Below are 25,839 nucleotides of genomic sequence, written 5' to 3' on the forward strand. Positions count from 1 at the left end.
AGCAGTAGTTGGAGGTCTCGTGGCCCGCAGGTGGCCCGCTGCCTGGGCGATGATCACCGTGCTGGTCACGGCGCTCATGGCCCTGTCCGCCCAGCCCGCGCAGGCCGAACCGGCCGGCCGTGTGGTGGTCGTCGGAGTGCCCGGCCTGCAGTGGAGCGACCTCTCCGCGGAGGGCACGCCCGCCCTGTGGCGGCTCACCGGCGAGGGAGCGGCGGCGGCGCTGTCCGTCCGGACCACCACCACCCGCACCTGCCCCGTCGACGGCTGGCTGACGGTCTCGGCGGGCCAGCGGGCGCGGCTCGCCAACGGCAGCTGCGCGCTCCCCACGCCCCCGCAGACCGCGGAGGGCGGCGCGACCGTCCCCGGCTGGAGCGAGATCGTCGCCGACAACGCCGACACCTCCTACGGGGCGAAGGCGGGCCTGCTCGGCGACGCCGTGCGCCGGGCGGGCGGCTGCACCCAGGCCGTGGGCCCCGGCGGCGCCTTCGCCGCGGCGGACTCCCAGGGCCGGGTGGACCGCTACGCCGCCGGCGAGAACGAGGTCACCGACTGGGCGGCCTGCGCGCTGACCGTCGTCGACATCGACGACGTGTCCCGCGCCTACGTCAAGGCCGGCGTGGACTCCAGCGGCGCCCAGGCCCCGGTCAGCGCCCGGGAGCGGGCCCGCGCCGCGTCCGCCGCCGACGCCCGGATCGCCCGGGTCGTCGGCGCCCAGCCCGCGGGCACGACCGTGCTGGTCGCCGGGCTCGCCGACACCACCGGCGTCCCGCACCTGCACGTCGCCCTGGCCTCCGGCGGCTTCGAGCGCGGCTACCTCACCAGCGCCGCCACCCGCAGGGACGGCCTGGTCACCCTGACGGACCTCACCGCGACCGCCCTGGACAGGCTCGGCATCGAGCGCCCCGCCGACGTCGTCGGCTCGGTCTGGAAGCCCGTGCCCTCCGGCGACACGGCCGCCGCCAAGGCCGAGACGCTGCACGACCAGGACCTCGCGGCGCAGGCCGTCCGCAAGCTGAGCAGCGGGTTCTTCGTCGTGCTGTTCACCGTGCAGCTGCTGCTCTACGGCTACGCCGCGATCGCGCTGCGCCGCAGCGGCGCCCGGGACCGCAGGCGCATCCTCGGCTGGACCAGGATCGGCGCGCTGGCGGGCGCGGCCACCCCGGCCGCCGCCTACCTGGCCGGGACGCTGCCCTGGTGGCGCGCCTCCTCGCCGGGCGTGATGCTCGTCGTCTGCGTGGCGGGGCTGGTCGCGCTGATCACCGCGCTGGCGCTGGCGGGCCCGTGGCGGCGCTCGATCACCGGCCCCGGGCTGGTGATCGCGGGCCTGACCGCCGCCGTCCTCGGCCTGGACGTCGTCACCGGGTCCAGCCTGCAGATCAACACCTTCATGGGCTACACCGCGCTGGTGGCGGGCCGGTTCTACGGCTTCGGGAACATGGCCTTCGCGCTCTTCGCCACCGCCTCGATCCTGACCGCCGCCTGGCTGGCCGAGCCCCTGCTGCGGGCGGGGCGGCGCCTGGCGGCGGTGGCGGTCGTGACGGCCATCGGCCTGACCGCGATGGTCGTCGACGGCCTGCCCGGCTGGGGCAGCGACTTCGGCGGCGTGATCGCGATCCTGGTGGGGACGGGCACGCTCGCCCTGCTGATCAGCGGCAGGCGGGTCTCGGTCGTGCGCATGGGCCTGCTGGGCCTGCTGGGCGCGGCGGTCGTGCTGGGCATGTCGTTCGCCGACTCGCGCCGCGCCGAGCCGACCCACCTGGGCCAGTTCTGGCGGCAGCTGGCGGCCGGCGAGGGCTGGAGCGTCGTCACCCGCAAGTTCGGCGCGATGCTCAACAGCCTGGGCCACCTGGAGTACACCCTCGCGGTGATCGGCGGGCTGCTCTTCCTGTTCCTGGTGCTGGCGCGCCCCTCGTCGTGGCGGACCCCGATCCTGGCCTCGGCCTACCGGCGCACCCCGACGCTGCGGCCCGCGCTGCTGTCGGTGCTGGTGGTCGCGCTGATCGGCATGCTGATGAACGACTCCGGCGTGGTGATCCCCGCGCTGGTCTTCACGCTGGCGATCCCGCTGGTGCTGGCGGCGTGCGTCAGAGCGCTGGAGCTGGACGCGGCCGACGCAGGCAGCACCACACCAGAAGAACCAGCACCGTCGCCAGCACGAACGGCATGACCGTGGCGCGCACGCCCGTCACCAGCCAGTGCAGCCCGTCGGGCAGGCCCGCGAGCCGGGGATCCCTGGCGGGCAGGTAGGCCAGGCTCAGCGCGACGGTCCTGGCCAGCATGCACCAGTCGAACCGGGACCACGGCAGGAACGCCAGCACCGCCCAGCCGAGCCCGTCGTACCAGGGCAGCGCGTAGGAGGCGGCGAACAGCCAGGCCAGCACCAGCGCGGCCGAGACCGCCAGCACGGGGTCGGCCTCGGGCAGCGCCCTGACCAGCAGCCACACCAGCACGACCAGCAGGACCAGCGAACCGGCCGAGACGAACGAGCGCGGCAGGTCCAGGCCGAGGACTCCGCCGTCCCGGCCGGCCAGCAGGCGCCAGGGGTTGGCCAGCGAGATGGAGTCGGCGGCCTCCCGCACCCTGTCGAGCGCGTGCGGGCCGACCAGCCCGTAGCCGACGGCCACGACCAGGCCCGCGCCGGCCAGCAGCGCGGCCAGCTCGCCGAACCTGCGCCGGGTGAGCAGCCGCCAGGCCGGGCCGCCGCCGACGACCCCGGCGGGGAACTTGGTGGCGACGGCCATGCCGACCGCGGCTCCCGTGCCGAACGCCCGCCACGCGCCGCCCGTCCCCGCGGTGAAGAGGGCGAGCGCGGCGACCGCCGCGGTGATCCCCAGCACGTCGTTGTGCGAGCCGGCGACCAGGTGGTAGAGCAGCAGCGGGTTCAGCGTCCACAGCAGCGCGGCCCGCAGCCGCGCCCGCTCGTCCCGGGTCCGCAGGTGCAGGATCAGGCCGGTCAGCACGAAGGCCAGGCCGTTGACCAGGGAGAGCACCAGCACGGTCAGCCGCGGCGAGTCCCCGCCGGCCAGCGCCGCCAGCGCCTGCACGCCCGTCACCAGCGGGCCGTAGATGGACGGCGTGTCCCGCCATTCCTGGACGGCGTCGCCGTACGGGTCGTCCCCGAGATCGGTCGCCGTCGTCACGTACGGGTCGAGCCCGGAGACGATCATGTGGCCGTAGGCCGCGTAGTTCAGGTGGTCGCTGGAGCCGACCGGGGGCGACAGCGAGAAGACCGCGGCCAGCACGGCGCCGGCGGCCAGCAGGAGGCCGGGACGGGGGGACCAGCCGCGCGCGGCCGCGCGGAAGCACAGGGCCAGGCCCAGCCCGGCCAGCAGGATGCCCGCCACCAGCAGCGCCAGCACGGGTCCCGGCGCCGGATCCACGTGAAACGTCCACGGCGGGCCGGAGCCGCCCAGCGCGGGCTGCACCAGCGAGGGGCCGAGCAGGGACAGGGCGAGGAAGGCGGCGAGGCTCAGCCCCAGGCAGACCAGGCCCGGTGTCCCCCCGGGCGGGGTGAGAGCCGTGCCTCCGCCGGTACGCGGGCGCGCGGGCGACCCGTCGAGAGCGGGAGGTGCCTGTTCAGAGGCCACGGGCGCGGAACCGGCCGAGCCGGTCGCGGACCGCCGGATCACGGGTGGCCAGTGCCCTGGCCACGTCCCGGAACTGCCTGGCGCGGTGCAGTTGGGCGCGCAGGTCGGTGCCGGTGGCGCGGTGCGAAAGCGGCACCTCGACCTCCTTCAGCCGGAAGCCCTGGCGCAGCAGGTCGATGGTGAGCGCCGTCTCCACGCCGAACCCGGCGGCGAGCGGCCGTGCCGCCTCGAACGCGGCGCGGGTCAGGCAGCGCTGCCCGTTCAGCGGCTGGGCGGCGGTCCAGCCGGTGGCGCGGTGGATGCCGTCGCGCGCCAGGCGCACGACGAACCCGTGGCCGCCGAGCTTCACCCGCGAGGAGAAGACGGCGATCGTCATGTCGGCCTCGCCCGCCCGGACGGGCTCGGTCAGCGGGGCGGCCTCCTGCGCCGTCTCCCCCAGATCGGCGTCGAGGAAGAGCAGGTGGCGGGAGGGCACCCCGTCGTGGGCGTCCAGCAGCCGTACCGCCTCGGCGCCGGTCTCCATGGCGGCGGCCTTGCCGCGGTTGCGGGCATGCCGCACCACCTTGGCCCCGGCCCGCTCGGCGAGCTCGGCGGTGGCGTCGGACGAGCCGTCGTCCACCACCATCACCAGGTCGGCTCCGGGCAGCTTCAGCGCGGCCTGAACGGTCGCGGCGATCCGCTGGGCCTCATCCTTGGCGGGGATGACCACCGCGGTGCCGATGGTGTCGGCCGGGGTGTTGTCGGGCATATCAGCGATGGTAGTGGCCCTCAGGTGGCGTCGAGTGCCGGAACCGCGTCATGCACGGTGAACACCGTGTCGAGACCGGTGACCTGCAGGATCCGGCGGACGGCCGGGCGCGGTGCTGCCAGTTCGAACGTTCCACCCCGTTCCTTGGCGCGTTTCATCCCGGACAGCAGCACGTTCATGCCGGTCGAATCGCAGAACTCCACCCCCGAGAGGTCGACGACCACCCGGCCGAAGTCCTGCTCGGAGAGCGCGGCGGCCAGTGCCTGCTGCAGTCTGGGTGCGGTGTACAGGTCCAGCTCACCGACAGCGGTGATCGCGATGTGACCTGCCTGAGATGCAGTCGAGACCTGAAGCTCCATGACCGGCACACTATCCGCCAAGTCGGCCGGGGGCCAGAGAACGCCTTCCGGGGCCTGGCGATTCATCTGTTCTGCCGGTAATCATCATGTCCCGTTGAGGTAATGACACGGTCTGACCTGGTGATTACTGCCCCATGAACCGGCGATTTTGGCAAGCTGAACGGGTGAGGATTTCGCCTGACCGGCAACGTTCCCGGATACGTGAGCGACTGGAGACGATCCACGCCCGATCGGAGAAATCCACGTCCTGGCGCGGCACCGTCAGGTTCCTGCTGCAGCTGGTCAACCGCGACGGGCACGTGCCGGTGAAGACCAGGCTCACCAGGGAGGACCTCCTCTTCCTCGCCGAGGCGCGCGAGGACGTCGCAGCCCTGTCGGAGATGGCGCTGCGCGTGCTGTGCCTGCACCGGCCCCGGCAGGGCGGCGGCCTGTCCAGCGACCCGGACACCCCGCTCCGCCGCTGCCACACCTGCATGGTCAGCTGGCCGTGCGCCACCTACCGCGCGCTCAGCGAGCCCCTCGGCGGCTGATCCCCGCCCAGCGGCAGCTCGATCGTGAACCGGCAGCCGGGGCCGGTGTTGGCCACGGCTATCTCCCCGCTGTGCGCCTCGACGATGCCGCGCGCGATGGCCAGCCCCAGCCCGGCTCCCCCCGCGCCGGGGGTGCGGGCGCTCTCGCCGCGGAAGGCGACGTCGAAGACCCTCGGCAGGTCGTCGGCGGGGATGCCGCCGCACCCGTCGGCCACCGAGACCAGCGCCTTGCCGTCGCCGGCCTCCCCGATGATCTCGATGGAGCCGTCCGACGGGGTGTGCCGGATGGCGTTGGTCACCAGGTTGCGCAGCGCGCGGCCCAGCTCGGCGGTGTCCACCTCCAGGGGAAGGCCCCGCGCCGCCTCTCCGTGCACGCGCACGCCCTTGGCGCGGGCGAGCGGCTCGGCCCCCGCGACGACCTCCGCGACGAGATCGTCCAGACCGACGCGCTGGCGGGACAGCCGGAGCGTCCCAGAGTGGATGCGGGAGAGCTCGAAGAGGTCGTCCACCATCTCGGCGAGCCTGTCCACCTCCACGCGGATCCTCCCGTGGTAGCGGTGAACGGTCTCCGCGTCGACGACGACCTCGTCCTCAAGCGCCTCGGCCATGGCCCGCAGCCCCGCCAGAGGGGTGCGCAGATCGTGGCTGACCCAGGCGACGAGCTCCCTTCTGCTGCTCTCCAGCGCCTTCTCCCTGGCGTGGGCGGCTTCCAGGCGGGTGTAGGCGGCGTCCAGTTCGCGGGAGAGCTCGGCAAGCTCCGCGGGAAGCACCCGTTCCGGCATCGTGAAGGACTCCGCGCGCACGGCGGTGACGAGCGCCTGGTTGGCGTGGGCGAGCCTGCGCCCGAGCAGTATCGCGACGCCAAGGCCGACGAGCCCGGCGACGGCCACCACCGTCAAGGCCACGTCACGGTCGTGGGAGGAGATGAACATCCGCAGCGTGATGGCGACTATCCCCGCCACGATGGCCGAGACCGTCGCCACCGCGACGACGGCCATCTGCACGGCCACCGGCCGAGCGCGCACCAGACGCAGCACCGCGAGGCCGATCCCGCCGACGGCGAGCGCGCTCGCCGCGGATGTGGCGATGACGTCAAGGAGCGCTTCGAGAGGCAGCACCGTCAACTCGCCGCGTCCCCGTACCGGTAGCCGACTCCCCACACCGTCTGGATACGGGCGGGGTTCGTCGGGTCGCCTTCGATCTTCTCGCGCAGGCGGCGGACATGCACGGTGACCGTGGAAGAGTCGCCGAACGTCCAGTCCCAGACGTGTTCCAGCAATTGTTCGCGCGTGAACGCCTGGCCCGGATGGCGCAGAAGGAAGGCGAGAAGATCGAATTCCCGTGCCGTCAAAGCGAGCGGTTCTCCGTTCAGGGAGGCTTCGTGCGCGCGGGTGTCCACCACCAGGCCGTCGTCACGGAGCACACCGTGGCCGCTGGGGAAGAGGCCGCCCTGCGCGCGGCGGAGCACGGAACGGACGCGTAGCGCCAGCTCACGGGGACTGAAAGGCTTCACGATGTAGTCGTCGGCGCCGAGTTCGAGGCCGGTGAGGCGGTCCGATTCCTCGCCGAGCGCGGTCAGCATGACGACGGGGACGGGAGAGCGCTCGCGCAGCCGCCGGCAGACCTCCAGGCCGCCCATGCCGGGGAGCATCAGATCCAGGACGACGAGATCGGGTGGCGTGTCCGAGGCGCGGTCCAGGGCCGTCCGCCCGTCGGGGACGCATTCCACCTCGTGGCCGTCCCGGAGGAGATACCGCGCCACCACTTCGGCCACCGTCGGATCGTCGTCGACGATCAGGATGCGGCCGGTCACCTCGCTCATGGTCCCTCACCGTACGGGCGAAGGAGACTTCGCATGCGAAAGCAGAAGAAAGCGTCATCACCCGGTAAGAAACGGGCGGAGGGTGGTGCCGTCGCGACCCGGGCGCCGGGCGCGGAGAGGTTGGAGGCCCGGAGTGCTACCGACGGGGGCACGACAGCACCCCGAGCTAAGGAGGACCTTAGCGTGTCACTTGACGCAGTTTTTGCATCGGGGCCCCCGTTTCCCCGTCCGCGTACTCGGACGGGGCGTGCAGGTGCGCCCAGACGGTGCTGCCCTGGTCGTCGCGGCGGACGCCCCAGGACTGCGAGAGGATCTCGACGATGCCCAGCCCCCTCCCGCCGAGCGAGGAGAGCGCCGGCTGGCCCTTGCGCGGCTCGGTGACCGCCCCGCCGTCGGTCACCGCCAGTTCGACGGTGTCGCCCACTTTGATCCACGAGACCTTGACCTCGCCCTCGCCCCCGGGAAGGGGCCGGGCGTGCCGCAGCGCGTTGCTGAGCAGTTCGCTCAGTATCACCGCGGCGTCGTCCGCCACGTCCTCGGCGACGCCCCAGGAGGTCAGGTCGCGGTTGAGGCTCCGGCGGGCCGTCGAGACGCTGGCCGGGGCATGCGGAAGGTAACAGGTGCTCATCGTCTTCACCTCCTCCGCATCCCGCGTGGCTTTTGCGTCTTCTGTACGACCGAAATGCCCAGTTGGTGACACCCGGAAACCCGGGCGAAACGCGCGTTTCCTCAATGTGCGTGACACGGACCGGGAACTCACGACCAACCACCCCCGTACGTTGGCGCGAAGCGGTCAACTTACCGGTCTCCGTCCGTCGGTTGACGTCCGGGGTTGTGCACTTCAAGAGATTTCCAGCGATCGACCCGGTTACTCGTCACACGCACGTTTCGTCCGTCACATTCGCGAGCGGCAGGGCCAGCCGCAGCCGGGCGCCTCCCCCCGCGCGGGAATGGGCGCTGATGTCCCCTCCCTGGGCCGTCGCCAGCCGTTTGACGATGTAGAGGCCCAGGCCGACGCCGCCGAATCTGCGGCGGTCCCCCGCCTCACCCTGCACGAAGCGGTCGAAGATCCGCTCATGGTCGCCCTCGGCGATGCCCACGCCCTCGTCGTCCACGGTCACCACCAGCGATCCGTCCGCCAGCCCGGCCTCCACCGTGATCAGGCCCCCCGAGGGGGAGTACTTGCAGGCGTTCTCCACCAGCTGGCCCACGATGATGTCGGTGGCCATGGGGTCGCCCAGCGCCCGGGGCAGCCCCTCGGGGACCCGCACCTCCAGCCGGTGCAGCTCCGACAGCGGCTGGAAGGCCGGGACGACCCGCCGCAGCAGCCCGCCCAGGTCGAACGCCTCGCGCACCACCGGCAGCTCCTCCGCGCCCGCCCGGGAGCCCAGCAGCAGCTGCTCGACCAGGCGGCCCAGCGCCCTGGCCCGGTCGGCGATCGTGCCGACCGCCCGGCGCCGCTCGCCGTCCGGCAGCTCCTCCCAGCGGTTGACCAGGGTCTCGGCGAACCCCCGCACCACGGTGATCGGGGTGCGCAGCTCGTGGCTGGTCGTGGCCAGGAAGAGGTCCTTGGACTCCTCCAGCGCCTTGGCCGCGGTGACGTCGCGGAAGTCGATCACCAGCTCGCCGGTCTCCGGGATCGGCGCGCACAGGATGTCCAGCCAGGTGCCGTTGGCGAGCTGCAGGGTGACCTCGCCGCCGGGGTCGTGCTCGAACGGGAGCCGCCCGCCCAGGACCGCCTCGGGCGGCATCCCGGTGAGCCTGGCGGCCGCCGGGTTCCACTGGCAGACCCGGCCCCGGGCGTCCAGCACCGCGATCCCGTCGACGCTCGCGTCGATCACCGCCCGCTCGTGCGCCCGCTGGCGGACCACCTCCTGGTAGGCCATCACGTTGCCGACCGCGACGCCCGCGTGCCCGGCCAGCAGCTCCAGCAGCTCCAGCTCGGTGTGGCCGGCCGAACGGCCCGCGAACAGCGCGTACAGCGCCCCGTAGGGCCGGTCGCCCAGGAAGGCCAGGCCCAGCGCTACCATCCGCAGGCCGGGCAGCGCCCGCCAGACGAGGTCGTCCAGCCGGGGCCGGGTGGCCAGCAGGACGGGCCGGTCGGTGCGCAGGATCTCCTCCACCAGGCTGGCGCGCAGCGCCACCGAGGTGCCGACGAGGTCGGCGGGCAGGCCGCGGGCGGACACCAGCCGCAACCGGTCGTCCTCGATCCGCACGAACCCCGCGGCGTCCGCGCCGGTGAGCTCCAGCACCGCCGCGGTGATCCGGTCCAGCACCCGTTCCAGGTCGTGCTGGGCGTTCAGGTCGCCCAGGATGTCGTTCAGCCGCCGGACGAGCCGCGCCTTCTCGGCCGCGACGTGCTGGTCGGCCTCGGTGACCCGGTGGAAGACGCTGACCCAGCCGAGCAGCGCGCCGTCGTCGTCCCGCAGCGCGCTGGTGTCGATCCGGACGTCGACCAGCCGCCGCTCCCGGGTGAGCCGCCGCGTCCCGATCGAGATCTGCGGCCCCTCCCGCACCCGCTCCAGCACGGCGTTGTGCTCGGCCTTGAGCTCGTCGGGGATGATCGGCACCATCCGCCCGAGCACCTCCTCGGCCTTCCAGCCGAACAGCCGCTCGGCGGCCGGGTTCCAGGCCGTGACGCACAGCCCCTCGTCGAAGGCCACGATCGGGTCCGCCGCGCAGCGGAGCACGGCGCTTGCCGTCGAGTCTGGGACGTCCGGGCGCACCCCGTCATGGTGCCACCATCACCGGCCCGCCACCGGCCGACATGACGGGAACGCGATGGATCTCAGGCGCGCCGGCCGGCCCGCCCCGCCAGGAAGGCGGCGGCCCCGGCGGTCAGGAACGACAGCAGGGAGGCGCTCATCCAGGGCTGGGGCGTGAAGTGGAGCAGGCCCTGGACGTCGGTCCAGAAGCCGCTCCACCAGCTGACGGCGCCCGGATTGATCAGCTGGTAGACGGCGAAGCCGACGAACCAGGCGACGATCATGCTCCAGCGGGAGGGCGCGCCGGGGGAGGTGTCCCAGACCCCGCGGGAGCGCAGGAAGAAGTCCGCGGCCAGGACGCCGAGCAGGGGCACGAAGACCGAGCCGATCAGGCTGAGGAAGCCCGCGTAGTCGCCCATGTCCAGGCCCAGCGCCAGCAGGGTGATCAGGGCGCCGAGCGCGACGCTGAGGACGCGGCGGTCCAGGCGCGGCAGCAGGTTCTGGATGGACAGCGCCGTCGAGTAGACGTTGGCGAACGACTGGTCGGCCTCGCGGAGGACGAAGACGAAGAAGAACACCGCGCCGAGCGTCACGGTGAGGAACGGCTGGTAGACGCCCTCGCCCTGGACCGCGAACGCCAGGGCGAACAGGCCGAGGGTGTAGGCGATGATCTGGGTGAGCGCGTACGCGCCGCTCGCCGCCCCGAAGGCCGCCTTCTCGCTGCGGGAGTGGCGGGTGTAGTCGGCGGCCAGCGGCACCCAGGAGATCGAGACGGCCAGCGCGGCGTCGGTGGCGAGCCAGAACATGCTCCAGTCCGTGCCGAACGGCGCGCCGCCCGACGGGCCGGGGTTGGCCGTCAGGTCGGGCAGGCCCTCGCGGAAGAACTGGAGGTAGAACCAGCCGAGCGCGATGACCACCGCGACCGTCACGAACCGGCGCAGCAGCCGGACCGAGCCCAGCGGCCAGATCGTCAGGACGGTGGTCAGCACCCCGGCCACCAGCACGAACAGCCAGCGGGGGCCGCCCCCGAACAGCTCCTCCGCCGCCTCGGCGATCACGATCAGCTCGAACGTGCCCCAACCGATGAGCTGGGCGATGTTCAGGACGGTCGGGACGTAGGAGAGCCGGGCGCCGAACAGGCCGCGCAGCAGCACCATCGCGGGGCGGCCCGTGCGGGCGCCCGGCACCGCCGACAGGCCGAGCATGAGCCCGCCGAGCAGCGTGCCCACGGCCATCGCGACGATGCCCGCGGCGATCGACAGCCGCAGTGCCCCGTCGGCGTCCGGCGCGAGCACCGTGTAGGCGCCGGAGAAGGCGAACAGGCTGACGCCCAGATTGGCCCAGAAGGCGCTCTGGTCCCAGAAGGACAAGACCCTGGGGGCGGGCTCGTCGAGTGTCAGAGGGGCCTCGTGAGCGTCCGGACGGACGGCCCCTCCGGCGCCGCGCGACGGTTCGTCGCCGTTTTCGAGCATGACAGCGGGCATGGTCGGGGCACTCTCCCTACGCCGGCATTACCCGGACAGGTTCATGCGGTCGGCGACACGCGGGGGTCGCCCTCTCAGCCCGGCCCTCGGCCCGAGCTCCCGCGGTGAAATCAGATCCCCCGAAGCATACTCATACGGGACGAACCGGATCTAGGCCACGTAAGGCTCTCCGGCCTGCTCCGCGACCATCGGCCTGCCATGATGGGCCCATGCCATCATCCCGCCGTCCACGTTGGAGGCCTGCCAGCCGGCGTTGTTGAGCGCCATCGTGACCTGCGCGGAGCGCCCGCCGACCCGGCAGATCACGTAGACCTCGCGGTCCCGCGGGATCTCGTCGGCCCGGTCCCGCAACCGGCTCATCGGAATGTGCACCGCGTCGGGCGCGTGCCCGGCCGCCCATTCCTCCGGTTCGCGGACGTCCAGCAGATATGCCTCCGGCGGCACCGCCGCGGCGTCGACGGACGGTACGTTGTCCCCGAAGCTCATCAACACTCCCATGGATCTTCAGTTTCGACCACGACGTGCGAGGTGTCCTTTGCCCAGATCGGCGGCCACGGCCCTCCTCCTGACCACGGCGACCCTGGTCGCGGCCGGCGCCTGCGGCGCGCAAAAGGCCGAGACCGGGGACTCTACCGTCGCGACCTCGGCGAGTTCTCCCGCGGCCCAGGTGAGCCGCCTCACCATCACGCTGAAGAAGTCGCCCACCTCCGCTCCGCAGACCTGGACGCTGACCTGCAATCCGCCGGGCGGCGACCACCCCGCGCCCAAGAAGGCCTGCGCGCAACTGGCCAAGACGGGGGCGAAGGCCTTCGCCCCGCCGCCCTCCGACGCCGTCTGCACCGAGATCTACGGCGGCCCGGAGCAGGGCACGGTCGAGGGCGTCTGGCGGGGCGCCAAGGTCCACGCCACCTACCAGCGCAAGGACGGGTGCGATCTGGACCGCTGGTCCAGGGTCAGCGAGCTCTTCGGCGAGCTTCCCCGCGTCCGCTGACCCGTCCCGAAGCTTCGTCCACAGGCTCCAGCCGCTCTCCCACAGGGTTTTCCCCAGTTATCCCCAGGCCTGTGGAAGCCTGTGGACACAGCCTGTGGATAACTTGCGGTGAGGTCGGAAAATCCGCCATCCGGACCGTCAAAGAATACCAAACCCAGACATAATCCCTGAAGTTTTCCCCTGGGGATATCCACAGCCCTTGTGGATAACTTTTCCCCAGGGCGCCTCCGCACGCCCGAAGCCGGGTGCGGCCCGATCGGCTCGGTCCGCACCCGGCGGGATCGCCGCGCCCGGCTCAGGAGGTGAGGGCGGTGCGGAGGGCGACCCGGGCCGGGAGGGCGGTGGCGACCAGGGCGAGGACGGCGGCCGCGAGGACGACCGCCAGCAGGGCCGGCGGAGGGATGTGGGGGCGGGCGATGCCGGTCATGCCCCGGCTGAAGGCGGTGAGGACGACCAGGGCTATGCCGGAGCCGAGAACCGCGGCGACCGCCGTGACGGCGAGGGTCTCCCAGCGGGACATGCGCAGGACCTGGCGCCGGGTGGCGCCGGACAGGCGGAGGAGCGCGAACTCGCGGCCCCGCTCGGCGGTCGACATGGCCAGGGTGTTGACGACGGCTATCGCGGCGAAGGCGATGATCAGGCCCATGGCCACGTAGTCGACCTCGGCGTTGCTCCGGGCGGGGGCGGCGGAGCCGCGGGGGTCGTCGACGTGGCGGGCGAGCATGCCGCGGTCGAAGAGGAGGTCGCCGAAGGCCAGGTCGCGGGTGTAGACGGCGATCACCACGAACTCCCCCGGGGTGCCGTCGCCCAGCGTCAGCCGGACGGTGTCGCCGACCTCGCGGTCCATGCGCTCACCGACGGCGACCGTGCGCTCGCCCAGGTCCGCGAGGTCCCCGGAGCGGACGCCCGGGTCCACGGCCCGCGGGTCGACTCCCTGCGCGGTGTACTTGCCCAGGCCGACCCGGACGGAGGTGTGGACGGCCGGCGCGGACGTCCTCGTACCGGCGCGGTGCTCGTCCTCGGCCGCCTTCTCCATGGTCGTCTGGGTGAACAGGATCGTGGAGGTCAGCGCGATCACCAGGGTGAGCGGCGCCAGCACCGACGCGAACCGGCGCGCCCTCGTCCCGAGGTTGGCCGCGGCCAGGTGCCCCACCGCCCCGTCGAGGCGCAGCAGCGGGCCCAGGACGGCCGCCGCGATCCGGGCGATCACCGGGCCGAGCACGGCGACGGCCATCGTCCACAGGAGCGCGGTGAGCACGACCACCGGGCTGGAGGCGGCCTCGGTGTCCAGCCCGCTCAGCACCAGCGTCAGGACGATCGAGCCGGCGAGGAGCACCGCCCCCGCCGCCAGACGGGGCAGACCCAGGCGCGCGGGCTCGAGCGCGGCCGCGCCGAGGGCCTCCACGGGGCGGATCCGGATGACGCGCCGGGCCGAGAGCCGCGCCGCCGCCCAGGCCGTCAAAGCGGTCGCGACGAGCGCGATGCAGAGGGGGAACGGGCTGCGGACGAGTGCGAGGTTCTCGGGCATCGCGCCGAGGTCGACGAACCTCGTCCGCAACCACCCGGCGAGCAGCAGGCCCGCCGCCGTACCCGGCAGTGCCGCGGCGACGCCGACGAGCAGCGTCTCCCGGCCGATCAGCTTGCGGAGCTGACGGGGCGTGGCCGCCACCGCGCGGAGCACCGCGATCTCCCGCTGCCGCTGCTGGATCGTCAGGGCCAGCGTCCCCACGACCACCAGGACGGCGACCAGCAACGACGTCCCGCCCAGCGCCCCGCCGAGGCTGATGAGCCTGACCCGGGCGTTCTCGGCGCCGAGGAACTCGACCTTGCCCCGCGCGTCACCGGTGTGCGCGGTGGCGGTGGTGCCCTCCAGCGCCCGGGAGACGTCCACGGCGGGAAAGACGCCGATCGCGGTGAGCATCCCCGGTCGTCCGGCCAGCCGCCGGGCCTCCTGCGTGGTGAAGAACAGGGCGGCCTGGTACTCCGGCTCCTGCCCGGTGATGCCGGAGACACGGTAGACGCCCGTCCCCAGATCCACCTCGTCACCGAGCGAGAGGCCCCTGGCCTCTGCGGTCCGCGCGTCGACGACGAGATCGCGCGCGTTCCGCGGAGCGGCGCCCTCCCGCAGGGTGAAGGGGGTGAGCCCGGCCGACTCCCAACCGTGCCCCCACGCCTGCGTGACGCCGGGCAGCCGCACCGGGAACGTGACCTCGGTGACGACGCGCTCCACCCCGGGCACGGCACCGATCCGGCCCGCGAGCTCCGCCGGGATCCACGCCCGCTCGGCGATCGGCTTGGCCTTCTCCTTGGTCTTGCCCTTCTTGACCTTGGTCTCCCGCACGTACTGGTCGCCCGAGACGACCAGGGGAGCGCCCGCGTACCGTTCGGGGGCGATCCGGCCGCGCAGACCGGTGTCCAGGAGGGTGCCGCAGGCCGTCACCAGCGCGGCGGCGCAGAACAACGCGAGGAAGGCGCCGGCGAAGGCGGCCTTGCGGGTGCGGAGCGAGGCGAGAACGAGACCCAGCATCAGTTCCACGCTCCCAGCCGGGTCATCCGGGCCGCGACGGCGTCGGCGGACGGCTCGTCCAGCTCGTCCACGATCCGGCCGTCGGCCAGGACGAGCACCCGGTCCGCGAACGAGGCGGCAAGGGGATCGTGGGTGACCATGACGACGGTCTGGCCGGTCGCGTCCACGGTCTCGCGGAGCAGGGTGAGCACCTGGCGGGCGGTCACCGTGTCCAACGCGCCGGTCGGCTCGTCGCCGAAGACCACCTCCGGGCGGGTGGCCAGCGCCCGGGCGAGCGCCACGCGCTGCTGCTGGCCGCCGGACAGCTCGGCGGGCCGGTGCCCGGTCCGCTCCTTCAGACCCACCCGTTCGATCACCTCCGCCAGCCACGCCCGGTCGGGGCGCTTCCCGGAAAGGCGGAACGGGAGGGTGATGTTCTGCTCGACGGTCAGCGACGGGACGAGGTTGAACGCCTGGAAGACGAAACCGACACGTTCGCGGCGCAACTCCGTCAGCCGTGTCTCGTTCATCCCGGACAGCTCCGTCCCGCCCAGCCGCACCGAACCGGAGCTCGGCGTGTCCAGCCCCGCGGCGCACTGGAGGAACGTGCTCTTCCCCGACCCCGACGGCCCCATCACCGCGGTGAACCCGCCCCTGCGGAGCCCCACCGTCACCTCTCGGAGCGCCGCCACGGCGTTCCTTCCCCTGCCGTAGACCTTGCTCACCGCGTCCAGACGCACAGCTTCATCCATGGCAGAAAGCCTGCCGACCTGGGCGTTCACCGACCAGAGAGACGATCACCGATCGACCATGACATTTTCACTGGTAGACCTGAGCCGTGATCAAGGTACTGCTCGCCGAGGACCAGCACGTGGTGCGCGCCGCCCTCGCCACCCTCCTCGACCTGGAGCCCGACCTCACCGTGGTCGCCCAGGCGGGACGCGGCGACGAGGTCGTCCCCCACGCGCTCGCCACCGCCCCCGACGTCGCCGTCCTGGACGTCGACATGCCCGGCCTGGACGGCCTGGAGGCCGCCGCCCTGCTGCGCGAGAGGCTCCCCTCCTGCCGGACGCTGATGCTCACCGGCAACGGCAGGCCCGGCCACCTCCGGCGCGCGCTGGCCGCGGGCGTCACCGGCTTCCTCCTGAAGACCGCCCCGCCCGACGAACTCGCCGAAGCCATCCGCTCCACCGCCGCCGGACGGCGGGTCCTCGACCCGTCCCTGGCCGCCGCCGCCTGGGACCTGGCCGACAACCCCCTCACCCCCCGCGAGACCGAGATCCTGCGCCTCGCCGCCACCGGCGCCGAACCCGACGAGATCGCCGCGACCCTGTTCCTCTCCCCGGGCACCGTCCGCAACAACCTGACGTCCGTCGTCACCAAACTCAACGCCCGAGGCCGCCCCGACGCCCTGCGCATCGCCACCGAAGCCGGCTGGATCTAGCCCCGAAGGGCCGTGCGTCCGCCCGGCCTCCAACCGGCGCGGCCCCGCCCCGGCCGCACCGGACCCCCGGCCCCGACCCACGGGCCCCGCGGGCTTCCACCGGGCCTCAGGTCGGTGCGGGGTCCGGTATCGGGCTCGTGGTCGGTGCCTGGGCCGGGTCCGTGGCCGGGGAGGCAGGGGGGACCGTCGCCTCGAGGCGGAAGAGGCCGGGCTCGGTGGTGACGGACAGGGTGCCGCCCAGTTCCGCCAGGCGGGTGGTGAGGTTGCCCAGGCCGGAGCCCGGGGGGCCGGTCCTTGCCCGGGGGGCGTCGTTCTCGACGGTCAGCGTCGTGGGGGTGGAGGCGATGCGGCAGGTGGAGGCGCTGCTGTGGCGCAGGATGTTGGTCACCGATTCGCGGACGACGATGCCGTAGACGGTGTCGAGCCGTTCGGGCAGGTCTCCGTGCGCCGCCTCGAACCGGGGGTCGATGCCGGCGCTGGTGAGGACGTCGCGGGCCCGGGCCAGCTCCCCGTCCAGAGTCGTGCCGCGGGAGGGCGCCAGCTCGCCCTTGGCGAGCTCGGCCATCTCGACGAGTTCGGCCAGCTCGCGGGCCGCCCGCTCGGGCGGCAGGCGGCGGGCGAGCTCGCCCTTGAGGAGGATCGCGGCCATGGTGTGACCGAGGATGTCGTGCAGGTCGCGGGCCGTGCGCAGGCGTTCCCGGACGGCCGCCGCCCTGGCCAGCTCCTCGCCGGCCTCCTGCATCTCCCTGATGACCTGGGCCAGGCGCACCAGCACGAAGACGACGACACCGCTGACCAGGGTGCTGATCGTGTAGTTGGCCACCGCCGCCGGTTCGAGGCCGTGGCCGTGGGCGGCCCAGGCGACGCCCGCCATGATGGCGAGCACGAACGGGACCGGCCTGGCGAACGCCACCATCAGCGTGCCGGCCAGGAAACCGGGGACGCCCAGCCACGTCTCGCCGAACCAGATCATCGGCAGGTAGGCCAGGGCCGCCTCGGCGGCCAGCGACCACCGCCAGGCTCGAGGCCGTTCCGGTCCGCGCCAGCGCAGCACCAGGAAGGCGAAGGCCGCCAGGAAGACGGTCGCGAGGGCGAAGGACGGGCCCCAGGGGATCATGAGCAGCGCCTTGAGGCAGAACCCCGCCAGGACGGCCGTCAGCAGCGCGACCGACAGGCGGTGAGCCGCCGGGTCGGTGGGAGGCGGCTCCCGTTCGACGGCCGCGGCCTCGACGAAGAAGGTGCCGTCGGCTTCCAGGCCCGTGCGCGACGTCCCGCCCGCGGCCTCGATCCGCTCTCCGGCGCGCAGCAGCGCGTCGGTGCCCAGCGCGGCGTTCGAGACGCCGTCGTGGGAAACGCGGAGCCCCACCATGCCGTCGTCGCCGTTCCACGTCCTGATCGTGCAATGCGTGGCCGTGCCCTGCCGCACGACGTCCGTCACGGCCTCCCTCAGCACGATCGCGAGCAGCGTCCCGGCCGAGGCGAGCGGCTCCCGGTGGGCGGTGTCGACGGACACGCTGATCCCCGCCGACCTCAGCAGCGCCTCCGCGGTCGCCGTCTCGGGCCGCAGGGACAGGCTCCGCAGGTCCAGGGCCACCGCCCGGACGTCCGCCGCCGTCCTGCGCGCGCCCTCGATCATCCCCGCGACGAGTTCGGGGCGTTCCAGCGCGGCCCGGCCTTCGCGCACGATCTCCTCGAGCCCGCTGCCGAGCCGCCCGTTCAGCTCCTCCGCGAGCCGCAGCCGTTCCCGTTCGACCGCCGAGGCCGCCACCGCTCCCCGCGTCGCCTCGAGGTCCTGCGTCCGCCGCAGGAGGATGACCGTGACGGCGACGACCCCCGCCGTCAGCCCGACGGTGATGGCCGAGGACAGCGCCTCGCCCGGCGCGCGGACCGTTCCGACCACCAGGGCCGAGAGCAGGATCAGCGCGGCGGCCCCCCGCCGCCGCCCGACCGCGGCCATCCCGGCGACCGGCGCGGCCAGCGCGGGCGAGAGCCCGAACCCGAGCACGACCCCCAGCGCCGCGATCCCTTGGCCGAGGAGCAGCCGTTCGTCCTCCCGCCACCACAACCACGCGGCCTGCAGGCCGAGCACCGCCGCCACGCCCAGCAGCCCCCAGCCGCGGGCTCCCAGCAGATGCACCGCCCCGAACGCCCCCAGGACCACGGCCACCAGCGGCCGTGCCCCGCTCACGCGGGCCAAACCACCCGTCCCCCCACTCCGATCACCGCCCTCACGCGTTCATCCTCCCGCACCCCCACCCGCCCCTCCGGCCCCGATCCCGAATCTGTGGATCGTCAGTGCGCGTCAGCGCACATCCAGTCACGAACAGCGCGCCGTCAGGCGCACGTCACTCTGTGGATCGTCCGGCGCGCGTCAGCGCACTTCCGGTCACGAACAGCGCGCCGTCAGGCGCACGTCCCTCCACGGAGCGTCCAGAGCACGTCGGCACGCGTCCGGCCACGGACAGGACGCCGTCCCTTCCACCGCGCGTCGGCGCACTTTTGGGAGAGAAGCCCTGGGGATGCCGATCCCACCCGTTCAGTCGGGGTACCCCCCAAAGCGATCAAGTGAGTCGAACGCTGAGGAACCCGCCATGGCCGCCACCGCTCCGTCTCCGCCTCCGCCGGGCGGCGCCCTGCCCGCCGACCTGGCGCTGACCGCGCTGGCGCCCATGGCCTGGGGCACCACCTACGTCATCACCACCACCCTGCTGCCGCCCGACCGTCCCCTGCTGGCGGCCACCCTGCGCGCCCTGCCGGCGGGGCTCCTCCTGCTCGCCCTGGCGCCCCGGCTGCCGCGCGGGCCGTGGTGGCCGCGCCTCCTCGTCCTGGCCGTGCTGAACTTCGGCGCCTTCTTCCCGCTGCTGTTCGTCGCCGCCTACCGGCTGCCCGGCGGTGTCGCGTCGACGATCAACGCGCTCCAGCCGCTGCTCGTGGCGTTCTTCGCGTTCACCGTCACCCGGGTGCGGCCCCGGACCGCCAGCCTGGTCGCGGCGGTCACGGGCGCGGCCGGGGTCGGCCTGATGACCCTGACGGCCGAGGCACGCCTGGACGGCACCGGCATCCTGTCCATGATCACGGCGTTGACCCTGATGAGCCTGGCGATCGTCCTGAACAAGAAGTGGGGCCTGCCGGAGGGGATGGGCCTGCTGACGTTCACCGCGTGGCAGCTCTCCCTCGGCGGGGTCATGCTCGTGCCCCTCACCCTGGCCGTCGAGGGGCTCCCGGCGTCCTTCACCGCGGAGAACGCCCTGGGCTTCACGCTGATGGGCAGCTTCGGCACCGCCCTGGCCTACGCCCTGTGGTTCCGCGGCATCGAGCGGCTCCCCGCCACCTCCGTGGCGCTGCTCGTCCTGTGCAACCCCCTGGTCGCCACCCTGGCGGGCTTCCTGATCCTGCACCAGACCCTGACCCCGGGCCAGCTCACGGGCTTCGCCGTCGCGCTCGGCTCCCTGGTGGCGGGCCAGCTCTCCCAGGCCGCCGCCACGCCGGACGGGGAGCCGCGCGCCGCGGTCAGCAGCGGGGATCGCCGTGCCTTACCAGCGACGCCGCGTGCCGCACCACCGCGTCCAGGTCGTCTCCGAGGGCTCCGGAGAGCCACTGGTGAGCCAGCTCCACCATCGCGCCGGTGAACATCGCGGCGCTCACCATCGCCTGACAGGGGTCGGTGTCCGGACGGGACTGCGCGTTCTGCTGCAGGACCGCGTCCATCAGCGCGCTCTGGGTGTCCCTGCGCCGCGCGGTCAGCACCGGGTGGTCCCGCCCCTCGGTGAACAGCACCCGGCCCCGGCGCGGGTCGGCCGAGCTGAACTCCAGCACGCCGTGGACGCCGGCGCGGAGCCGTGCGGACAGCTCGTCCCCCGCCTCGTTCAGTTCGGCCAGCAGCCGCTCGGCCAGCTCCGCCGCCACCTTGTCGTACACGGCGCCGAGCAGTTCCCCGGTGTCGGCGAAGTTCTCGTAGAAGTAGCGGGCGTGCAGCCGCGCCTCCCGGCACACCGCGCGCACCGAGACGGCGGCCTCGCCGCCGGTGCCGAACAGCGCGAACGCCGCGGCCACCAGCAGGGATCGCCGCTCGCTGCGGCGGTCCGCCAGGGAGACGCCCGCCCAGCGGGTGGCCGACGGCCCCCTCTCGCGCACCATCACGCCACCTTATCCCGGCAACTCTGGCTACACATGTGACCAGAACTTCCCTAGACTGGCCACACCCGTAGCCAGAATGGGAGTGGCCATGTTCCCGACGTCCCTGCCCCTGCCCCACGAGCTGCTCACCCGGCCGCTGGCCGCCAAGTTCGACGATTTCTTCGACGCCCAGGTGCGCTCCCGCTACTTCAAGGGCCTCGACTTCGCCGGGCCCGAAGGCGACCCCGGCTGGTTCGGCCCGGACAGCGCCGTCTGGTACGTGCACTCGCACATGCCCGCCCTGGCGTTCGGCCTGGCGTGCGCGTCCTACATCGAGGGCCTGGACCCGAGCATCTTCTGGATGGCCGCCGACCACGTCCGGTTCGTCGTCCGGGACGCCGACGGCAAACCCACCGGGCAGATCGACCCGGAGGGCGCGGCCGTGCGCTTCGGCCACTCCCTGTCGTTCTTCATCGGCACCGCCTACGGCTCCACCGAGACCGCCGAACGCCTCGCCCGCACCGTCCGGGCCATGCACCACACCGTCAAGGGAACCCGCCCCGACGGGCTCCCCTACGACGCCGACGACCCCGCCTGGCTGCGCTGGAACTACGCCACCGTCGTCTGGGGCATCGCCACCGCGCACGAGCGCTACCACCCCCGCCCGCTCCGCGGCGCCGAACTCGACCGCTATTACGGGGAGTTCGTGCGCGTCGGCCACGCCCTGGGCGGCACCGACCTGCCCACCACCAAGGCCGAGACCCTCGACTGCCTGCACTCCTACCTGCCCAGGCTGGCCGTCACCCCCGGCAAGGCCGAACGCACCGGATCCAACCTGCGCGGCGCCAAGACAGGGCCGCTCGACAACCCGTTCATGGACTGGGCCATCCGCGACACCCTGCCCAGATGGGCCGCCCGCATGGTCATGTACCAGCGCCCCAACCCGGTGGAGCTGCGCGCCCGCCGCAGCGCCCTCTGGGCGGCCCTCAACTCCCTGCACGCCGTCACCGGCCCGCTGCCGGAGTTCCGCCAGGCCCAGGCCCGGGTCGCCGGAGGCACCACCGTCCCGCACACCGAACCCGCCTACGCGCTCGGCAGCGACCCCGCGCGCACCAGGGAAGAGGTCGAGGCGGACGCTTGAACCCGCCATGATGGGGGCGGAAACTGCGTGACGGTGTCGCTGGGGGTGGCCGTGATCAGGGTGCTGCTGGCCGAGGACATGCACCTCATCCGGGGTGCGCTGGCCGCGCTGATCGACCTGGAGGACGACATGCTGGTCGTCAGCCAGGTGTCCACCGGGGACGACGCCGTCACCCGGGGCGTCGAGCTGCGACCCGACGTGGTGGTGCTGGACATCCAGATGCCGGGACGGCTCGACGGGCTGGGGGCGGCGCAGGAACTGCGGGAGCGGGCTCCGGAATGCGCGCTGCTCATGCTGACCTCGGCGGGCAGGGCCGAGACGCTGCGCAGGTCGCTGGCGGCGGGCGCGCGGGGCTTCATGCTGAAGGACGCGCCGCCGGCCCGCCTGGCCGAGGCGATCCGGCGGGTGGCGACGGGCGAGACCGTCATCGATCCGGGCCTGGCGGCCGCGGTGATCACCGGGCCGCCCAACCCGCTGAGCCCGCGTGAGGCGGAGGTGCTGCGCAAGGCGGGAGAGGGCGCGGACCTCGCAGAGATCGCGAATGAGCTGTTCCTCAGCAAGGGGACGGTGCGCAACTACCTCGGCGCCATCGTCACGAAGCTAGACGCCCGCAACAGGCTCGACGCCGTCCGCATCGCCGCTGAGAACGGCTGGATATAGGACGGTCAGCTCGTACTCGCCTCCGCTCCCTCCAGCGGAGAGCGTGCCGCCCGCAGCGGTCACCCGGGCGGTGAGATTGGCGGTCCCGCTACCGCTTCCCCTGACTTCGGAGGCTCCATCGTTGACGACCCGAAGCCCCTCCCGAGTGACCTCGATGCGGCAGCGGGTGGCGGAACTGTGCCGCAGCACGTTGGTGACGGCCTCCCGCAGGACGATCGCCAGCAGCGCGTCGTCCCGTTCCGATGCCCGGTGGACGGCGACTTCGATACCTGCCGCTTCCAGCAGCGGCCGGGCCGAGTCCAGCTCGGCTGCGAGCGACAGCTGCGGATCCGGCTCCTCGGGGATGGCGCGCAACGCGGACAAGGACCTCCTGGCGATCGTCGCGATCTCCTCGAACTGCTCCCCGGCGGCCCGCGGCTCGAGTCTCCCGGCCAGCTCGGCTTTGACGGTGATGGCGGACAGCCCGTAGCCGAGAAGGTCGTGGACATCGCGGGAGATGCGCTTGCGCTCGTCCGCGGCGGCGAGCACGGCGAGCGCACGCCGCGCCTCCCGGGCCTGGAGCACCAGCGCCGTCTGTGCCGCCAGCCCGTAGAGCATCGCGGCGACGGCCACGGCGTTGAACGACCAGTAGAGGTTCTCGGCGGGGGAGTAGTCGCGAGCGGTCAGTACGACGGCCACCGCGGCGATGACACCCCCCGCCGCCGGCCACCAGGCCCGCCCCAGCGCGAGGAAACCCCCCGCGGCGAACCCGGCGAGCTGCGGATAGGCCTGCCCCGGATACAGGAGCACAGCGGCCGTGAGCCCGATCTGCGCCAACACCGTCCACGGCACGACGCGCGCCTGACGGCGCCCTACCCATGACCGAACACACGCTGACGCGCACTGAACGACCCATGGCACGACGCGCGCCTGACAGCACACCACCCATGACTGAACGCGCGCTGACGCGCACTGAACGACGCGCGCCTGGCGGCGCGCCGCCCGCGACGGCGAGCGCTCAACGGTCCGCGGATCGTCCCGGGGCCGCGTGTGGAGTGGGTGTGGCAGGGCGTGGTGCAGTTGCAGGCCGAGGATTCCTGCGGCGAGCAGTGCGGGGGCGGGGCGTCCGCCCAGGTAGATGAGGGCGGTCACGAAGTATCCGGCATGCACGACGAGGAGGATCGGCAGGGCGAGGCCGGGGGTGAGGTCCGGTTCGGGGACGGGCTCCCCCGGCTTGGCCGGGACGGCGCGGGCACGCGCCGCGGCCTCGCGGGAGACCTCGGCGATCCGTGCCGCGTCGCCGCGTCCGGCCAGGGCGATGACCGTGGACAGGGCCGTTCCCAGGGCGGTCTGCAGTTCGCGGGCCGCCCGTGCCCGCTCGGCGGCGACCGAACGGGCGGCGAGCTCGGCACGGGTGGCGTGGAGGGCGGCGCGCGTGTCGCCGAGCCGCGTCACCCCGAACAGGACGAGGCCCTGGCACACCGTGTTCAGCAGCGCGAGGGCGATCTCGAACGGTGTCGCGGGCGCGAGCAGCACCGCCGCCGCGGCCACGGCGGCGAACAGGCACCAGCGCGCGGCCCCGCGCAGGAGGAGCAGTGAGGACGCCGCGACCATGCCCGCCGCCGCGGGCCCCGCCCAGGGCAGGAGCAGGAGCTGCACCGCCAGCGTCCCGCGGCCGCGCCAGGGCGTCAGGCAGTGGAGCAGCTGGAGGGCCAGGACGAGGGCGAACGGGAGGCCGGGCACCGGATGGAGCGGATCGAAGGCGACGCCCGCGAGGACCACCAGAACGATCAGCACTCATGCACGATATGTCCCGATCGTGCATTCTTCATGCCGGACCGGGGCGAGCGGCACTGATGCCGGACGCACCGCGCTCGGCAGGCTGAACGCATGAAGACAACGGTCACCTCCGTGCTCGCCGTCCTCGGCCTGCTCGCGGCCCTCCCGGTCCTCGCCGCGCCCGCCCGCGCGCAGGACGGCCTCGGCACGATGATCGACGGCGCCGTCCCCGGGCTGCTGGCCGAGGACGAGATCCCCGGCGCGGCCGTGGTCGTCGTGGAGGGCGGACGGACGGTGCTCGCCCGGGGCTACGGCCTCGCCGACGTCGCCTCCGGCCGCGCCGTCGACACCGAGACCCCCTTCCTCACCGGCTCGCTGGCCAAGGTCTTCACCGCCGAGGCCGTGCTGCGCCTGGTCGCGGAGGGCAGGCTCGACCTGCACGCGGACGTCAACCGCTACCTCACCGCCTTCCAGATCGAGGACTCCCATCCGGGACGCCCGGTGACCGTGGAGCACCTGCTCACCCACACGGCGGGCTTCGACGACGACCTCGTCGGCGTCGCCGAGGAAGACCCCGCGAAGCTCCCCTCGCTCGCCGAAAGCCTCGAGGATCGCCGGCCGCTCCGCGTCCGCCCGCCCGGCACCCGGATCGCCTACGACAACTACGCCTTCGCCCTGGCCGGGCACCTCGTCGAGGCGGCATCCGGCAGGCCGTACGCCCAGTACGTCGCCGAGAACGTCTTCGCCGCCCACGGGATGACCGGCTCGACCGCCGCGCTCCCGCACCCCGCCTCCGTCAGCGCGCGCCTCGCCCGCGGCTACCGGCCCGACGGCGATGGCCAGACCGAGCAGAAAGGCCAGTACAGCCCCTGGACCCCGTCCGGCACCGGTCCCGCCGTCACCCCCTCCGACATGGCCCGCTACATGATCGGCCAGTTGGAGCAGGGCCCCATCGCGAAGCGGATGCAGGAGCGCCGCTTCACCGCCGACGACCGGATGCCCGGCATGGGATACGCCCTGGAGGAACGGCCGCGCAACGGCCGCCGGCTCCTCTACAAGGACGGAGACGTCCCCGGTTACCACAGCGCCATGGCCCTCATGCCCGACCAGGAATTCGGCGTCTACGTCGTCTTCAACGGCGACGGCACGTCCGGCGCCGCCCCCTGGGACGCGCAGGAGCTCATCAACCGGATCGTCGACCGGCGCTTCCCCGCCGCCCGGGCTCCCGCGCTCTCCCCGCTCACCACGGACGTCTCCGCCTACGCGGGCTCCTACCGCTCCACCCGCACCAGCCGGACCAGCCTGATGAGGGCCTCGACCCTGTTCGCCCTCCCGACCGTCGAGGCGGGCCCCGGCGGCACCCTCACCACCACCGGGCTCTCCCCGGATCCCGACCGGCAGACGCAGCACTGGATCCAGGTCTCCCCCGGCCTCTTCCAGGAGCGCGACGGCCGGGCCCGCATCTCCTTCCCCGGCGACGGCGTCCTCGTCTCCTCCGCGCTGCCCGGCGAGGTCTACGAGAAGACCCCCTGGTACGACGCCCCGACCCTGAACCTCCCCCTGTTCGCCACGGGCGCCCTCGCGCTGCTCCTGACGGCCCTGGGTCTGCCCGTCGCCGCCGCCGTCCGCCGCGTCCGCGGCACCCGCTCACCGGTGCCCGCGCGGCTCGCCGCCCTCACCGCCTGGACCGGTGCCGTGCTGGCCACCGCCTTCCTCGGCGGATTCGCCCTGCTGATGGCGGACCCGAACGTCATCATGGCGGCGATCCCCCTGAACTCCCCGGATCTGGCCGCCCTGCCCGTCCTGGCCACCCTCGCGCTGGCCTTCACCGCCCCCGCGCTCCCCGCGGCCGTCCTCGCCTGGCGCGCCCGCTGGTGGAGCCCCGCCCTGCGCACCGCCTACACCCTGCTCACGGTGGCCGCTCTCGGTTTCTTCAAGGTCGCCTACGACCACAACCTCCTCCTCTTCTGAGGAGGAGGGCCGCCCGG

22 protein-coding genes and 1 riboswitch are annotated in these 25,839 nt (G+C 73.2%); of the genes, 8 read left to right on the forward strand and 14 right to left on the reverse strand.

The features are described from left to right. Nucleotides 1-19 precede the first annotated feature (19 nt). Nucleotides 20-2,167, forward strand: a complete 2,148-nt coding sequence (locus C2865_RS02795; RefSeq protein WP_157963530.1) for a hypothetical protein — start codon at nt 20-22, stop codon at nt 2,165-2,167. Here C2865_RS02795 and mptB read toward each other — a convergent pair. Genes mptB through C2865_RS02810 form a run of 3 tightly spaced genes read right to left on the reverse strand, consistent with a single transcriptional unit; the run spans nt 2,085 to nt 4,694 of the window. Then, entirely contained in the window at nt 2,085-3,587 is a 1,503-nt protein-coding gene (mptB, locus tag C2865_RS39195) for a polyprenol phosphomannose-dependent alpha 1,6 mannosyltransferase MptB (protein WP_157963531.1), read from the reverse strand. The genes C2865_RS02795 and mptB overlap by 83 nt on opposite strands. Then, the gene (locus C2865_RS02805; protein ID WP_106396680.1) at nt 3,577-4,335 is read right to left on the reverse strand and encodes a glycosyltransferase family 2 protein; all 759 of its coding nucleotides are present in this window, start codon (nt 4,333-4,335) and stop codon (nt 3,577-3,579) included. The genes mptB and C2865_RS02805 overlap by 11 nt, the downstream gene beginning before the upstream one ends. A gap of 20 nt (nt 4,336-4,355) precedes the next feature. After that, nucleotides 4,356-4,694 (reverse strand): STAS domain-containing protein, encoded by a 339-nt coding sequence (locus C2865_RS02810; protein WP_106396681.1) that lies wholly within the window; start codon nt 4,692-4,694, stop codon nt 4,356-4,358. A 164-nt stretch (nt 4,695-4,858) separates the two neighbouring features. Here C2865_RS02810 and C2865_RS02815 point away from each other — a divergent pair, with 164 nt between their 5' ends. After that, complete coding sequence (locus C2865_RS02815; RefSeq protein ID WP_232835306.1) at nt 4,859-5,224, forward strand: hypothetical protein; 366 nt, start codon at nt 4,859-4,861, stop codon at nt 5,222-5,224. Here C2865_RS02815 and C2865_RS02820 read toward each other — a convergent pair. The 6 genes from C2865_RS02820 to C2865_RS02845 form a co-directional block, all read right to left on the reverse strand. Then, nucleotides 5,191-6,342: a sensor histidine kinase gene (locus C2865_RS02820; protein ID WP_232835414.1), complete on the reverse strand. Its 1,152-nt coding sequence runs from the start codon at nt 6,340-6,342 to the stop codon at nt 5,191-5,193. The genes C2865_RS02815 and C2865_RS02820 overlap by 34 nt on opposite strands. A gap of 2 nt (nt 6,343-6,344) precedes the next feature. Further along, nucleotides 6,345-7,046, reverse strand: a complete 702-nt coding sequence (locus C2865_RS02825) for a response regulator transcription factor (RefSeq protein WP_106396683.1) — start codon at nt 7,044-7,046, stop codon at nt 6,345-6,347. A gap of 178 nt (nt 7,047-7,224) precedes the next feature. After that, nucleotides 7,225-7,674 carry an ATP-binding protein gene (locus C2865_RS02830; protein ID WP_106396684.1) on the reverse strand — a complete coding sequence of 150 codons (450 nt, stop codon included), beginning with the start codon at nt 7,672-7,674 and terminating at the stop codon, nt 7,225-7,227. A 247-nt stretch (nt 7,675-7,921) separates the two neighbouring features. Next, entirely contained in the window at nt 7,922-9,772 is a 1,851-nt protein-coding gene (locus tag C2865_RS02835) for a PAS domain-containing sensor histidine kinase (protein WP_106396685.1), read from the reverse strand. Between the two features lie 62 nt (nt 9,773-9,834). Further along, nucleotides 9,835-11,235 carry a purine-cytosine permease family protein gene (locus tag C2865_RS02840; protein ID WP_232835308.1) on the reverse strand — a complete coding sequence of 467 codons (1,401 nt, stop codon included), beginning with the start codon at nt 11,233-11,235 and terminating at the stop codon, nt 9,835-9,837. Beyond that, nucleotides 11,231-11,348: riboswitch (TPP riboswitch) on the reverse strand. (Overlaps the previous gene by 5 nt.) Before the next feature lie 37 nt (nt 11,349-11,385). Further along, nucleotides 11,386-11,721 carry a rhodanese-like domain-containing protein gene (locus tag C2865_RS02845; RefSeq protein WP_106396687.1) on the reverse strand — a complete coding sequence of 112 codons (336 nt, stop codon included), beginning with the start codon at nt 11,719-11,721 and terminating at the stop codon, nt 11,386-11,388. A gap of 49 nt (nt 11,722-11,770) precedes the next feature. Here C2865_RS02845 and C2865_RS02850 point away from each other — a divergent pair, with 49 nt between their 5' ends. Then, nucleotides 11,771-12,226 carry an SSI family serine proteinase inhibitor gene (locus tag C2865_RS02850; protein WP_106396688.1) on the forward strand — a complete coding sequence of 152 codons (456 nt, stop codon included), beginning with the start codon at nt 11,771-11,773 and terminating at the stop codon, nt 12,224-12,226. A gap of 295 nt (nt 12,227-12,521) precedes the next feature. Here the strand turns inward: C2865_RS02850 and C2865_RS02855 are convergent, their stop codons facing one another. Further along, entirely contained in the window at nt 12,522-14,753 is a 2,232-nt protein-coding gene (locus tag C2865_RS02855; protein WP_198652840.1) for an FtsX-like permease family protein, read from the reverse strand. Beyond that, the gene (locus C2865_RS02860) at nt 14,753-15,484 is read right to left on the reverse strand and encodes an ABC transporter ATP-binding protein (RefSeq protein WP_198652842.1); all 732 of its coding nucleotides are present in this window, start codon (nt 15,482-15,484) and stop codon (nt 14,753-14,755) included. The genes C2865_RS02855 and C2865_RS02860 overlap by 1 nt, the downstream gene beginning before the upstream one ends. An 86-nt stretch (nt 15,485-15,570) precedes the next feature. On the opposite strand from C2865_RS02860, the gene C2865_RS02865 reads away from it, so the two are divergent. Next, nucleotides 15,571-16,176, forward strand: a complete 606-nt coding sequence (locus C2865_RS02865; protein WP_106396689.1) for a response regulator transcription factor — start codon at nt 15,571-15,573, stop codon at nt 16,174-16,176. A gap of 106 nt (nt 16,177-16,282) precedes the next feature. Here C2865_RS02865 and C2865_RS02870 read toward each other — a convergent pair whose 3' ends face one another. After that, the gene (locus C2865_RS02870; RefSeq protein WP_157963532.1) at nt 16,283-18,364 is read right to left on the reverse strand and encodes a sensor histidine kinase; all 2,082 of its coding nucleotides are present in this window, start codon (nt 18,362-18,364) and stop codon (nt 16,283-16,285) included. Between the two features lie 403 nt (nt 18,365-18,767). On the opposite strand from C2865_RS02870, the gene C2865_RS02875 reads away from it, so the two are divergent. Then, nucleotides 18,768-19,805 (forward strand): EamA family transporter, encoded by a 1,038-nt coding sequence (locus tag C2865_RS02875; protein WP_106396691.1) that lies wholly within the window; start codon nt 18,768-18,770, stop codon nt 19,803-19,805. On the opposite strand, the gene C2865_RS02880 is transcribed toward C2865_RS02875, so the two are convergent. Further along, nucleotides 19,687-20,313 (reverse strand): TetR/AcrR family transcriptional regulator, encoded by a 627-nt coding sequence (locus tag C2865_RS02880; protein WP_106396692.1) that lies wholly within the window; start codon nt 20,311-20,313, stop codon nt 19,687-19,689. The two genes, C2865_RS02875 and C2865_RS02880, sit on opposite strands and share 119 nt — an antisense overlap. Before the next feature lie 88 nt (nt 20,314-20,401). Here C2865_RS02880 and C2865_RS02885 point away from each other — a divergent pair, with 88 nt between their 5' ends. Next, on the forward strand, nt 20,402-21,433 hold the full coding sequence (locus C2865_RS02885) for an oxygenase MpaB family protein (RefSeq protein WP_232835309.1): 1,032 nt from the start codon (nt 20,402-20,404) through the stop codon (nt 21,431-21,433). A gap of 51 nt (nt 21,434-21,484) precedes the next feature. Then, on the forward strand, nt 21,485-22,093 hold the full coding sequence (locus tag C2865_RS02890) for a response regulator transcription factor (RefSeq protein ID WP_106397452.1): 609 nt from the start codon (nt 21,485-21,487) through the stop codon (nt 22,091-22,093). Here C2865_RS02890 and C2865_RS02895 read toward each other — a convergent pair. Continuing rightward, complete coding sequence (locus tag C2865_RS02895) at nt 22,034-23,869, reverse strand: sensor histidine kinase (RefSeq protein WP_106396694.1); 1,836 nt, start codon at nt 23,867-23,869, stop codon at nt 22,034-22,036. The two genes, C2865_RS02890 and C2865_RS02895, sit on opposite strands and share 60 nt — an antisense overlap. Nucleotides 23,870-23,962: 93 nt before the next feature. Between C2865_RS02895 and C2865_RS41300 the strand changes: the two genes are divergently transcribed. Next, the gene (locus C2865_RS41300; protein WP_106396695.1) at nt 23,963-25,822 is read left to right on the forward strand and encodes a serine hydrolase domain-containing protein; all 1,860 of its coding nucleotides are present in this window, start codon (nt 23,963-23,965) and stop codon (nt 25,820-25,822) included. The last annotated feature ends 17 nt before the right edge of the window (nt 25,823-25,839 follow it).

This window comes from Actinocorallia populi (assembly GCF_002995495.1).
In the GTDB taxonomy this organism is placed as follows: Bacteria; Actinomycetota; Actinomycetes; order Streptosporangiales; family Streptosporangiaceae; genus Actinocorallia; species Actinocorallia populi.

Bases quoted from the DNA above. Each gene is read 5' to 3' on its own strand.
- C2865_RS02805 (WP_106396680.1), bottom strand. From the start codon at position 4,335: ATGCCCGACAACACCCCGGCCGACACCATCGGCACCGCGGTGGTCATC.
- C2865_RS02810 (WP_106396681.1), bottom strand. From the start codon at position 4,694: ATGGAGCTTCAGGTCTCGACTGCATCTCAGGCAGGTCACATCGCGATC.
- C2865_RS02825 (WP_106396683.1), bottom strand. From the start codon at position 7,046: ATGAGCGAGGTGACCGGCCGCATCCTGATCGTCGACGACGATCCGACG.
- C2865_RS02830 (WP_106396684.1), bottom strand. From the start codon at position 7,674: ATGAGCACCTGTTACCTTCCGCATGCCCCGGCCAGCGTCTCGACGGCC.
- C2865_RS02840 (WP_232835308.1), bottom strand. From the start codon at position 11,235: ATGCCCGCTGTCATGCTCGAAAACGGCGACGAACCGTCGCGCGGCGCC.
- C2865_RS02845 (WP_106396687.1), bottom strand. From the start codon at position 11,721: ATGAGCTTCGGGGACAACGTACCGTCCGTCGACGCCGCGGCGGTGCCG.
- C2865_RS02855 (WP_198652840.1), bottom strand. From the start codon at position 14,753: ATGCTGGGTCTCGTTCTCGCCTCGCTCCGCACCCGCAAGGCCGCCTTC.
- C2865_RS02860 (WP_198652842.1), bottom strand. From the start codon at position 15,484: ATGGATGAAGCTGTGCGTCTGGACGCGGTGAGCAAGGTCTACGGCAGG.
- C2865_RS02875 (WP_106396691.1), top strand. From the start codon at position 18,768: ATGGCCGCCACCGCTCCGTCTCCGCCTCCGCCGGGCGGCGCCCTGCCC.
- C2865_RS02880 (WP_106396692.1), bottom strand. From the start codon at position 20,313: ATGGTGCGCGAGAGGGGGCCGTCGGCCACCCGCTGGGCGGGCGTCTCC.
- C2865_RS02885 (WP_232835309.1), top strand. From the start codon at position 20,402: ATGTTCCCGACGTCCCTGCCCCTGCCCCACGAGCTGCTCACCCGGCCG.
- C2865_RS41300 (WP_106396695.1), top strand. From the start codon at position 23,963: ATGAAGACAACGGTCACCTCCGTGCTCGCCGTCCTCGGCCTGCTCGCG.